The sequence below is a fragment of the Alkalihalophilus lindianensis genome (assembly GCF_032843265.1).
Classification (GTDB): Bacteria; Bacillota; Bacilli; order Bacillales; family Bacillaceae_D; genus Alkalihalophilus; species Alkalihalophilus lindianensis.
On record NZ_JAWJBA010000560.1, the window covers coordinates 1 to 259 of the forward strand.

Sequence of the window (259 nt, forward strand, 5' to 3'; positions counted from 1 at the left end):
TTCACAAGGAATGGTAAAAAGAAGGTAAAGCGGAAGGTATCACATATTGGAGGTTAGCTTATCTTTTCTAATAGAGCCGTTTCAGAAAGCGTATCTTTTTTGGCAGATATCACAAATGTAGAGGCGAGTGAAATTGCTTGATCCATAAACTCCATCTTTTCTGAGCAATAATAAGGTATTTGCCAATTAAAGTCAGCATCACTAGTGGCTGGGTAAATCGATACTTTCCAGTGAAAATAAATCTTTGCTTGGGGGAGCT

General features: G+C 37.8%; 1 protein-coding gene. It reads right to left on the minus strand.

Annotated elements, in window-relative coordinates; genetic code table 11:
- Positions 1 to 53: 53 nt before the first annotated feature.
- On the minus strand, positions 54 to 259 hold a 206-nt coding region (locus tag RYX56_RS23420), incomplete at its 5' end, for a hypothetical protein (RefSeq protein ID WP_317124265.1).